Genomic DNA, 11,204 nt, shown 5'->3' with positions numbered 1-11,204 from the left:
AAGGCCTGACGGTGCGCAAACGAAAGGCACGGCGCAAGGCTGTCGGGACGCGAGCCCCGATCCTGGTCGAGGCGCGGCCCAATGCGCGATGGTCGTTGGATTTCGTTCACGACCAGTTCGCCAACGGTCAGCGTTTCCGGGAGCTCAACGTGGTCGACGATGTCACCCGGGAGTGCCTCGCGGCGATCCCGGACACCTCGATCTCGGGGCGCCGTGTGGCTCGTGAACTGACTGCCCTGATCGAGCGCCGCGGAAAGCCGGGGATGATCGTCTCTGAAAACGGCACCGAACTGACCAGTAACGCAATCTTAACCTTCGCTACCGCGCACCGGATCGAGTGGCACTACATCGCCCCGGGCAAGCCGATGCAGAACGGCTTCGTGGAGAGCTTCAACGGGCCGATGCGCGACGAGCTGCTCAACGAGACCATGTTCCGAAACCTGGCCCACGCGCGGATCGTGATCGCCGCCTGGGCTGCCGACTACAATACCGAACGCCCGCACTCGGCCTTGGACTACCAGACACCGGCTGACTACGCGCGGGCCCTGACCACCGCAATCGCCCGCCCCGCTGCGCGAGATGATAGCTCTGTGCGTCGGGCGATTGCTCAACCTGCGCCGATCGGCGTAAACACCAACCGGGCTCCGGTCGCGGCTGGATGAAAGTTCAGTGGCAGGTCATGTTGACAAATGGCGCACCCAAAGGCGTATCGACGTGATGTCGATGAAGCCCAGTAAGCTCTCCGCAGTTTTGTCGTAGCGGGTGGCGACGCGGCGGGCGTTCTTCAGCTTGTTGAAGCACCGTTCGACCAGGTTGCGCAGTCGGTATAGTGATCGGTCCACGCCAACGCGCTTTTTGCGGGACTTGCGCATCCTTTGCCCGGCAGGGCATCGCAAAGCGATGTCCCGAGAGGGGAATGACCGGCAGGACATCCCGTTTGTCCATGGTTTCCCGAATGCTGTCAGCGTCATAGCCTCGGTCGGCCAGCAGGACGCTCAGGGTTGGCATGTTGTCCGCCATGACCAGATCGAAGCCGAGATAGTCGGAGGTTTGCCCCGCAGTTATCTCCGTCCTCATGGGCAGCCCGCTCGGCATTGTCCTCGGACCGATGGCGGATCAATACCTCGCCGTTGACGAGGACCAGCGCCGGAACTGGCGGTAGACGCTTGACCACTTGCCGAACTCTTCAGGCAGATCGCGCCAGGGAGACCCCGTGCGCGCGATCCAGAAAATCCCATCAAGAACCAGGCGGTGGTTGGTGGGTTTGCGCCCGTTCGGGGCGCGGACTGTCCGGATGAAACGCTCAAAGAACGCCCATTCCTCGTCCGACATCAGGTCTCGTGCCAAGCGGGTCTCCATCGCAGATACCAGCTTGAATCACGATCAGCCCGAACTGTGAATCCCTTTTGTCAACACGTCCTAATCTTCCTGCTCGATTAACGCTGATAGCCGAGCAACGAAGTAGGCGTTGCCGGGACGCGCTGGAAACGTGCCGCGGCGCTGACAAGCCACTCCGCGCTTCGTGTCGCAGGGGGAGCCGGTGGAACACCGCAATCCTTCGACCATCGCGCAGCAGAGCTGCTCGTGCCCGTCAAAGCGAAACGATGAAGCCGGCTACGCGACGTCCTTCCATTTGACCGGGGTGACATAGGCGATCCGGTCATCGGCACTGACCATGACCTCCCCGTCCTGGATGTTGATCTGCAGTTTCATCGAGCGGTTTGCCAGGCCCGCCAGATCACGGGTCTCATCCTCCGAGAGGTTCATGACCTGCAGATTGTCGAACCGGGTCGTGCTCCCCTTGATCTTGTCCCACCACACCTCGGCAGGCCTGCCGCCGTAGGCATAGATCACCACCTTGCCCGCTTTGCCGCATGACTGACGCAGGATCTTGTCGCTTGGAAGCCCCAGCGCCACCCACAGTTCCAGCTCGCCACTCAGGCTCTTTTGCCAGATGTCAGGCTCGTCATCCGTCGACAGACCCTTGGTGAGTTCCAGTTGCTCATCGGCATTCAGGGCGAAGGCGAGCAGGCGTACCATCAACCTTTCATCCGTCTCGGAGGGATGCTTCGCCACGGTCAGCTTGTGCGTCTCGTAGTAGTGACGATCCATGTCGGAGACGGAAAGTTCGACTTTGTAGATAGTGGATTTTAGCGCCATGACAGGTCCCTCACTCGCGAAGATAGCGATGCCTAGTTGGTCAGGCGGCTTTGTGAAAGGAGATAGGTCAAGGTGCCGAACAAAAGGTGGTCAGATCGGTGTCGGAACTACGGTCCGACAAAGGGCCCGGTTTTCCCCCGCATCGGTTCAAACCCTCTTCACGGCAACCGACTGAACCAGAAGTTCGGCCGGCTCCTGGGAATCCATGAAGGCCACGTCGTAGGCGTCGCGGCCCACTGCGATGACCGCCATCGATGCTGCGCTGGTCATGCCGGTTGCATCGACAAGCCACCATTTTCCGCTCAGCCAGACCTCGGTGACGGCGTGAAAGTCGGGGGGCTCGACGTCCGGGCTGTAGACGGCCACCATGCGGGCCGGGATCTGGGCCGCCCGGACCAGTGAGCACATGAGATGCGCGTAGTCGCGGCAGACGCCCTGACGTCCGGCGAAGGTTTCGAGCACGTTGGTATCCGCATCCGAGCTGCCGGGCACGTAGGTCAGGTTCGTCTCGATCCAATCCCGCAGCGCAAGGATCTGCAGGCCGCCACTCAGGTCCCCGAAGCGCCGTTGCACGAAGGTCATGAACTTGTCCGACTGGCAATATCGCGAGGGTCGCAGATATGGCGCCACATCTCCGGGGATCAGATGCAGAGGCATGGCCTCAAGCGTCTCGAACCGAGGTTCCGGCCGCGTGACATCGAGCAGCGCGCGGTAGGTCAGGTTCATCTCGCAATCGGGAACCTGCGCCCAGACCCGCTCGCCGACATCCGAGTCCCCGCTGATGCGGCTGAGCGCGGCACGGCCGATATCCAGATGCTCCTGAACGACCGTCTGGCCATCGCCCTTTGCCGCTTCCAGCGCAAGGAACACGGTGTTCGGGCGGGGGAAGCGGTAGGTCATCGCGACGTCGATGGTGATACGCATGTGGACTTTCCTGATCTCGGGTTGGGCGCACGACCTGGACCCCTCATCCGGGATCCGCCCGCCCAACGGAATGTGATCTCCGGCCATGCAGCAACCCGGCCAGTTTGCAAAGGGGTAGATGCACCGAGAGCCTTTGGAAGAGTTGAACCGCAAACCCGGGGCACCGTCTGCGCCGGGCCGTTGCTCGTCAGGGAGCGCTACAAGCGCGCCAAGAGTTCAGCCTTCTTCGCCTCGAACTCGTCCTTGGTGAGGATACCCTTCTCGAACAGACCCGCGAGCCGTTCGATCCGGCTGAAAATCTGGTCATCGTTCATGGCCTGAGGGGCTTCGACGCTTGGCGCGGGCCGCTGTTCCGGTTCGGCCGTCGCGGCAGGGGGCGGATTGGCTGCAAAAGGCGTCGCGGCGGAAGGCGGGGGCGCGCTGTCGTGCGATGCCGGCGCGTTGCGATCGACGATCGGCAGATCCGAGAGCTGTACGAGCCCGTGCTGGCTGGTGAAGCTGAGGCTCTGGCCGACGCCCTGCGCCTGTCCAAAGCCGCCGATCAGATGGTCGCCGGTGTCGTAGACCGTGGTTTGCCCTCCAACCTTGACCGCCAGCCGGCGCTTGTCGGGAAAATACGCGTAACGCAGGTCATTCTGGGTTCCGGCGGAAGACGGCTGACCGAGATCGGCGGGCCAGTCGCTGGTCTCCTGCACGAACAGGCTGACCCCGGACACGTCCGGCGTCCCGCCCTGCGATTGCGACTGCGAGGACACCGGAGCCGCGAAAAGGCTGTGCTGCTGCACGATCCCCGAGAGCTCCGAGCAAAGGCTGTCGACCCGGGCCTTGAGACCATTGTTGAACATGTCGCCGACCATGGTCATCCCGCCCAGCGACCATTGCCCCATGCCGCCAAGCTCGGGATGGTTGAACTGGGCCTGAGTGCCATGCCCGGCAGACACGGCCATGAGCATATGCATCGCGGCATCGCCACTGATCCCATGGCGGGCCGCGATATCGGCGACGATCGCCGTGCCTTCTTCAGTCAGTCGGGCCATCTGTCCAATCTCGTGTTGTTCCGCACCCGACGCTAGCACCGATGGGCGGCGACAGACACCGCCGATCGTGTGGGCGCTGCACATGGGACAATTCGCCCGCCGTCGCTGCTCAGCGCAACGTCAGCGTCATGCACTTGGTGGGGGTCAGGAAACGTCCCCCAGCCATTGGTGGCATGATGTCAGCCAGCCATGACGGCAAGCTCCGAGGCATTTGGAAGGCGTACGGACCGCGAAAGCGAGACATTCCGTACGCCAGACGCATCAGCCGATGCCACGCCGCCTCTGGGAAGTGTCCGCAACGGCGCGCCTCGTGCTGGTCAGTGCAGGCGGGCTCGAACGAAATACGCCAGAACCGATACCTCTCCGAGGATCCGAAGCGCCTCCAGTCTGTGAAGGCCTTCGATCAGCACATAGCCATCTCCGTCGGGACGAAGCTGTATCGGGGTCGTCTGCCCATCTTCCAGAATGCTCTCGGCAATCTTCTGGACCTTGTCCTCGCACAGCGTCTTCTTCCGCTTGAGAGGCACCCTGACGTCGCTTATCGGAACGGTGTGTTTTTCCAACATCGTGCGAGCATGGGGCACCTTGGCGTGAGACGCGAGTCCTTTCGGAACTGGGATGCCCTGCTTTGATGTGCCGGCGACCGGAAGCGGGGCTGCCGGCCCGCAGCCCTCAGCGGTCTTAAGATCGCGAGGGCGGGCCAAGACGTCATACACGCGACGTCTCCCCTCGTCGGGTCTTTCTATCCGCGGGCTTTGCCAAGGAACGCCGCCAGTGCCATGCAGATGATAACGAAACCGTATCCGATGGTCGTTGCAGCCAGTCCAAGCGACGTGATGAGCGCTCCGGCGACAACCACGGGGACCCCGAAGGCGAGGTAGCTGACGGTGAAAATCGCCGCAAACAACTCGCCACGCTCGTGGGGCCCGGCCAGCGGAGCAAGCGAGCGGACTGCTCCGTAGAAGCAGGTGCCGAAGCCTGCACCCGTCAAGGGAAGTGCGAACAGATAGGGCCATATGCTTCCAAGCTGAATGGCAAGAAGCGTCAGGGCCGTGCCTGCAGCAAGCGCCAATGTGCCGAAGCGCAGGGTCGCCGAAGCCGATGTGTGGCGAGCGAAGAAACAAGCCAGCGCACCGGTTCCGGCCAGCGCAGTGACCACGGCTCCCTGTTCGAGGCCATGGGTCAAGCCGAAGACATGGATTGAGATCGAGACGCCCAGCGACAGGTAAAAGCCACCCGTGGCCCAGGTCGCGAACAGCGCGGGGGCGACGCGCCGGAAGGCCGGCCGCGCGGTGGCGGGAATGCGGACACGGGGGCGCAGCGAGGACCACAGGCCTTCGTGGCGCGGCGATGTTTCAGGCCACGCCCAGACGCCCGCCGCGAAGGGGATGCTGACCAGTGCGAGGCCCTGGAAGAACGGATGCAGGGTATGGGACGTCATGTCGATGGCTGCGCCGGCCAGGAGCGCGCCGATCGCCAGCCCCGCAGGCGGCAGGGTGGCATTCGCGCGGCATCCATCTTGAATGACGACTCTCCCGCAACGAAAAAGGCGCCGCGTGGCAACGCGGCGCCTTCCCGGGTCCGAGGGACAGTTCAGATCCGGCCAAGGTCCGGCTCGCTCTCACCCAGCCATGCCTTCTCGAAGGCAGTACGCGCCTCAGAGACCGCAGCCTCACCCGTGGCGTCGATCAGCGACACCTGCCACAGGCCCCAGAGCGCCCAGGCGTTGTTGGGCTGGGTCTCGAGCGCGCCCTCGAAGGCTTCCCGTGCGCCCTGCGTGTCGCCGGCCTGAAGCCGGACTGCGCCCAGCGTCTGGCGGACGGGGTAGTACCAGTAGGGCGGCTCCATGTAGGCGATGGTGTCCTCAATCTCGATCGCCGCTTCGAGGTGATGCTCGGCGGAATCCCAGTTGCCCTGGCATTGCGCGATGCGGGCCTCGACGATGTGTTTGGCGATCTCCAGCACGTCACGAGCGGGGAGGTATTGCTCTTCCAGACCCGCAAGATCCGCCTCGGCGATGGTCCGTTCGATGGCGGTCTGCTCGGCCAGCGCGCCGTCCAGATCTCCCACCAGCGCCAGCGCGATGCCCCGGGCATAGTGCCAGTGGCCCTTCACGAAGGGAAAGGCATCGCCCGGGTCGGGCAGCGCCAGGATCTCCTCCGGTGTGCTGAACTGCGCGTGCGCCGTGTAGGGGGCCGTCTCGATCGCCTGAACCCAGGCAAGCGAGGCGCCGACCTCGTCCGAGGTGACATCCGCCAGCTTCTGGGCCGCCGCCAGCGCGTCTTCCTTGATGCCGGCCATCTGGGCGCCGACCAGCAGGAAGTGGATGTTGTGCGGGTAGTAACCGAAGCGATAGAGCGCGCTGGCCGCGTCGCCCGCGGCCTCGAGATAGGTCTCGTCCGCAGCAATCGCCGCCTCGGCCCGCGCGAGATCGGCCGAGGCCTCGACCGCGTGGATGTAGAGATGCAGCGCCGCCGGGTGCTCGGGCGACAACGCCATGGCGCGCTCGAGCGAGGCGAGGATCTCGGCGCCGTTGCCCTTGGGCGTGACGCCGTCTGCCTCCCAGTAATCCCACGGCTGCATGTTCATCAGCGCGTCGGCGTGGAACACCTGGATGTTGGCGTCGTCGGGGAACTGCGCGGCCACGTCGCCCATCGCCTCGGCGAAGGCGCGGTTCATCAGCTCGCGGTTGCCGCCCTCGAAGGCGTAGCGCAGCACCAGCGCACGGGCGAGCGCCATTTCCTTGTCGGTGACGGCGGTGTCGACGGCGGTCCAGGCGGCGTCGAAGGCCGGGGTGACGTTCTCGTCATGCATGCCGTCGTTCAGGTTCGGCCCGAGCGCATAGGCCTCGGCCCAGTAGCAGGCGGAACATTGCGGGTCGGCCTGCTGCGCGGCGCGGAACGCCTGGACGGCGGCGGCGTGGTTGAACCCCCAGAGCAGCGTGGTGCCCTGTTCGAAGGCGGCGCGGGCCTCGGGCACCTCGGTGCGGGGATCGAAGCCGAAATCGCCGTATCCCGAGAACGCCGCGACCGAGGCGGCATCCGACGCGGGCAGCTCGGAGGCGGCGTGTTCGACGCCGGGTTTGTAGAGCTCGGTGCGCCGGTTGGTCTCGTGCGCGACGGCAGGCAGGGTGAGGGCGGTGGTGGCCGCGAGAATGGCGGAACAGGTCAGTCGGAACGATATGGGGACGTCCTTTCGGGGAAATGGTCTGTCGTCGAAATGGGGGGGCGACAGGGGAGAGGTTGGAAATGGTCAGTAGGCGACGCCGCGATAGCGCCGTTGCCCGGGCGCCGGTTCGGGCGCGGGGGCGGCAGCCGCGGGCCGGTAGGCGACACCGCGGTACATGAGCCGCGTGGCCTCGGCGGGCCGGGGCCGGGTCAGCTCTGAGCGGCGGTAGGCGACGCCGCGATAGCGCAGCACCGGTTCACCGCCCTGGCGGTCGGGGAGGGCGGGCCCGTCGAAGAGCGCGAAGGTCGGGGTCAGAGCGGTCATTGCAAATGCTCCTTGAAAAATGGGGGGAGGAGGACGCCGCCCGGCAAATTCCGGAGGGCGGCAGGTCGATCAGGCCGCCGTGCGGGCAACACAGCAGTCGGCGATGGCCTCGACGTGGCGATGGTCGGTGCCGCAGCAGCCGCCCAGCACCACGAGGTTCGGCAGAAGCCGGCGCAGGCGGGCATAGTCATGGCCGAGCTCCGCCGGGTTCCCGGCGTCGAGCTCCTCCGCCGCGTCGAGCTCGGCGTGGCTGAGGCGCGAGGCGTTGGCACGCACCCCGCCGATCCGCTCGAGCCAGCCCGAGCCTGCCGCGAGGGCGTCGCGGAAATGGTCCGGGTGCGCGCAGTTCACCATGAAGTAGGCGGCGGCCCCGTCGGTCTCGGCGTCGGTCTGCTCGAAGGCGGTGCCGAGCGGCGTGCCGTCCGGCAGGCGACCGTCGGTCTCGACGGTGTAGGAGACCACGACCGGCAGGCCGCGCTTGCAGGCGGCGCGGATCGCGCCGACCCCTTCGGCCACGGTCGAGAGGGTCACGGCTGTCACCATGTCCACGTCGGTTTCGGCGAACCAGCCGATCTGCTCGGCGTGGTAGGCCTCGGCCTCGGCGGCGGTCATTGCGGTGTCGGCGACGTAGCCGTCCCCCCTCGGGCCGATGTTGCCCGAGATCACCACGGGGCGAACGCCACGGGCCGAGGCGCGCAGGTCCGACAGGAAACCGATCGCCGCCTGGTTGAGTCGCGCGAGGTCCTCGGGGCCGTGGCCGAGCTCGGCACCCCAGTCGCGGCTGGCGCGCCAGGTCGGCGCCTCGAGCACGAAACCGGTGCCATGGTCGGCGGCAATGGACAGGTGGCGGCGGTAGTAGCGGGCCAGCGTCTCGCGCCCGGGCTCCGTCTCCATCAGCGGATATGCGGCGAATGCCGGTAGGTCGATACCGTCGTGAAAGATAAGCGTCGTTTCGAGCCCTGAATCGGTCAGCAGAATCGTGCCGTCGAATTGCGGAAGGTTATTGCGATAGGTTGTCATTTGAATCACCATAGAAAAGGGCGTTGGGTCCGGGGCGGAAGCCCCGTCATTTCATCAAGCGGATCGTTCTGGGGGAGGCCGATATCGGCCTTCAGATGCCGCGAAACATGCGGGAACGCGCGCGGTTTCTTATTTCGCCGCAACCGTCCCCCGATGGTAAAAAACTGTTTGAATTGCATTGTCGGTACACCTGGTTGGTTGTGGTGACGTCGTATTGATCCGGCGGCGTGAATTCGGTCGGGTGGCCATGCGTGAAAGGCGCGTGAAAGCATGACTCTCTGGCTCGAATTCCTCGGGGGATTCGCGATGTCACGGAATGGCGCCCGGATTTCGCTGAGCGCCCGCAAGGCCAGGATGCTGCTCGGACTGCTCGCCGCGGCGCGCCGCCGCACGATGCCCCGCCAGCGGCTCGCCTCGCTCCTCTGGGAGGCGAGTGACGGCGAGCAGGCGCGGGTCAGTCTCCGCCAGTCCCTGTCACAGATCCGCCGCGCCGCAGGGGACGGCTGGGTGATACCGGAGGGCGACGAGCTGAGTCTCGGGCCAGAGGTGAAGACCGATCTCGACGCCTTCCACGCGGCGCTCTCGCGCAACGATCTGGCCGAGGCGGTGCGCCTCTACCGGGGGCCGTTCTTCGATGGCGCCGACACCGGTGCCTCGGACCTCGGGCAGGCGCTCGCGGCCGAGCGGGCGCGGCTCGCGGGGCTGGCCTGCGACGCGCTGGCGACGGAGCTGGAGCGCAGCGGCGACGGCGCCGAGACCCCGGCGCTGGCGCACCGGTTGCTGCTGCTGGACCCGCTCAACGAGGACGCCCACCGCCGGCTGATGATCGCGGATGCGGGCCGGGGCATGCGGCGCGCGGCGCAGGCGCGGTACGAGACCCTCGAAGAGGCGCTCCGGCGCGACATGGGCGTCGCCCCGGAACCCGAAACCCGCGCGCTGTACGAGCGCATCCGGCGGGGCGGCGGTGGCAAACCCGTGGCGACCGAACCGGAGGCGGAGGTGCCGCCCGAGGCTCCGCCCGCCTACCTGCTGCTCGGCTTCGAGACCGAGGGGGCGCGCGACTGGTCGGCCCTGCGAAGCGCGGCGCTTGCCGCGGGCGCCGAGGAGCGGGCCTCGGGCCCCGGTGAGATCGTCTTCCTCTTCACCGGGCAGGAGCTGCGCGCCGTCTCCACCGCCGCGCTTGAGCTTGCCGACCTCGCGGCGCAGGGGCTTGCCTTCGGCATGGTCTCCGCGACCGCCAGCGACGAGCTTTCGGCGCAGTCGCTGGTCGAGGCGCGCCGGGTCGCCGCCATGGCCGAGCCGGGCGACGTGCTGCTGGCCCGCGATCTCGCAACGCGCCTCGGGCTTCCCGCCGAGCCCATGCAGCGGGCGGTGCCGTTGCGGCCGGGGGCCTCGGCGCCGCGGCCCGAGGCGCCGATGGTGGGCCGCGAGCTTGAACTTGCCCAGGCGGAAGCGGCGATTGCCGCCGCCCGCAAGGCCGACAGCAGCCTCGTGATCCACCTCTCCGGCGAGGCCGGGATCGGCAAGAGCCGCCTCGCGCGCGAGATCCTGCGCCGGGCCGAAGGGGCAGGCGCCACCACCGTCGAGATCGGCTTCGACGCCTTCTCGCCCGGTGAGCGTCACCCGGCGCAGCGGCTGGTGGCGCAGCTGCCGCAGCCGCCCTTGCCCGGCCCGCGCGCCACCGCCGTCGAGCGCGCCGTGCTGTCGTGGCTCGTCGAGCCGCAGATCGACGCCGACGCGATGCTCCGGATGAGCGCGCTCGACCCGGACGTGCAGCAGCGGCTGATCATCGAGTTGCTCGCCGACTCGCTGCGCCAGGCCGCGGTCGAGACCGGCGGGCTGCTGGTGCTCATCGAGGACTGCCACTGGAGCCCGGTCGGTGCGAGCGACTTCCTTCTCGGGCTGATGAGCGGGTTGCAGGACAGCCCGGTGATCCTGCTGCTGACCGAGCGGCCCCATGACGGCAGCCTCGACCATCGCCTTGCCGCCCGGGCGCGATCGGGCGTGGTGCGCATCACGCTACCGCCGCTGCCCGAGACCGCGGCGCGTGACCTTGTCCGCGCCATCGCGCCGGGGGTGAGCGCCCCCGATGCGGCCATCGACCGCGCCGCCGGGCACCCGCTCTTCCTGATCCGCCTGCTCGAGGCGAACTGGACCGAGGGCGCGCTGCCGATGACGGTGACCGAGCTCGTGCAGGAACAGATCGAGCGCCTGCCCGAGGCGGACCGCGCGGCGCTGCGCCGGGCGTCGATCCTCGGGACCTCCTTCGATCCCGAAGACTTCGCCGCGATCTTCCCCGAGTCCGCCCGCCCCCGGCAGAGCGGCGACCTGCTGCATGCCACCGGGGCCGGCTTCGCGTTTGGCCACGACCTCGTATACCGGGCGATCTACGAGGCGATTCCGCCCGAGGCCCGGCAGGCCGGTCATGCCCGCGCGGCGGTGTACTACCGTGGCCACGACCCGATCCTCTGGGCCAACCACGCGCTGCACACCGACTATGCCGCCGAGGCGAGCCGTGCCGCTGCCGGGGCCGCCAACGCGATGATCGCCGCCCGGCGCTTTGCCGCGGCC

The 11,204-nt window shown here is 67.0% G+C and carries 10 protein-coding genes and 1 pseudogene; 2 read left to right on the top strand and 9 right to left on the bottom strand.

The features are described 5' to 3' along the window. The coding region (locus HC022_RS11855) for an integrase core domain-containing protein (RefSeq protein WP_167452561.1) at window positions 1-662 on the top strand (662 nt) is incomplete at its 5' end. A gap of 15 nt (window positions 663-677) precedes the next feature. Here HC022_RS11855 and HC022_RS11850 read toward each other — a convergent pair. The 9 genes and pseudogenes from HC022_RS11850 to HC022_RS11810 all read right to left on the bottom strand — a co-directional run bounded on the left by HC022_RS11850 (window position 678) and on the right by HC022_RS11810 (window position 8,633). After that, window positions 678-1,359 (bottom strand): annotated as a pseudogene (locus tag HC022_RS11850) (transposase). A 255-nt stretch (window positions 1,360-1,614) separates the two neighbouring features. Next, window positions 1,615-2,160 carry a YaeQ family protein gene (locus HC022_RS11845; protein WP_167452560.1) on the bottom strand — a complete coding sequence of 182 codons (546 nt, stop codon included), beginning with the start codon at window positions 2,158-2,160 and terminating at the stop codon, window positions 1,615-1,617. Window positions 2,161-2,307: 147 nt separating this feature from the next. Then, window positions 2,308-3,084 (bottom strand): transglutaminase family protein, encoded by a 777-nt coding sequence (locus HC022_RS11840; RefSeq protein ID WP_167452559.1) that lies wholly within the window; start codon window positions 3,082-3,084, stop codon window positions 2,308-2,310. 197 nt (window positions 3,085-3,281) lie between these two features. After that, window positions 3,282-4,121 carry an SHOCT domain-containing protein gene (locus HC022_RS11835; protein ID WP_167452558.1) on the bottom strand — a complete coding sequence of 280 codons (840 nt, stop codon included), beginning with the start codon at window positions 4,119-4,121 and terminating at the stop codon, window positions 3,282-3,284. A gap of 317 nt (window positions 4,122-4,438) precedes the next feature. Then, window positions 4,439-4,837, bottom strand: coding sequence for a ParB N-terminal domain-containing protein (locus HC022_RS29845; RefSeq protein WP_368484657.1), 399 nt, complete (start codon window positions 4,835-4,837; stop codon window positions 4,439-4,441). Window positions 4,838-4,863: 26 nt separating this feature from the next. Beyond that, window positions 4,864-5,562 (bottom strand): MFS transporter, encoded by a 699-nt coding sequence (locus tag HC022_RS11825; protein ID WP_167452557.1) that lies wholly within the window; start codon window positions 5,560-5,562, stop codon window positions 4,864-4,866. 152 nt (window positions 5,563-5,714) lie between these two features. Continuing rightward, complete coding sequence (locus HC022_RS11820; RefSeq protein WP_368484656.1) at window positions 5,715-7,100, bottom strand: hypothetical protein; 1,386 nt, start codon at window positions 7,098-7,100, stop codon at window positions 5,715-5,717. A gap of 273 nt (window positions 7,101-7,373) precedes the next feature. Then, a complete protein-coding gene (locus HC022_RS11815; RefSeq protein ID WP_167452556.1) occupies window positions 7,374-7,613 on the bottom strand; it encodes a DUF4278 domain-containing protein in 240 nt (79 codons plus the stop codon). A 69-nt stretch (window positions 7,614-7,682) separates the two neighbouring features. Then, on the bottom strand, window positions 7,683-8,633 hold the full coding sequence (locus tag HC022_RS11810; RefSeq protein ID WP_167452555.1) for a homocysteine S-methyltransferase family protein: 951 nt from the start codon (window positions 8,631-8,633) through the stop codon (window positions 7,683-7,685). A 270-nt stretch (window positions 8,634-8,903) separates the two neighbouring features. Between HC022_RS11810 and HC022_RS11805 the strand changes: the two genes are divergently transcribed. After that, a partial coding sequence (locus HC022_RS11805) for a BTAD domain-containing putative transcriptional regulator (protein ID WP_167452554.1) occupies window positions 8,904-11,204 on the top strand: 2,301 nt, incomplete at its 3' end.

This window comes from Salipiger sp. HF18 (assembly GCF_011806505.1).
In the GTDB taxonomy this organism is placed as follows: domain Bacteria; phylum Pseudomonadota; class Alphaproteobacteria; order Rhodobacterales; family Rhodobacteraceae; genus Salipiger; species Salipiger thiooxidans.
Note: the sequence above shows the minus strand (reverse complement) of the source record. Positions and strands in the feature narration are given on the sequence as shown.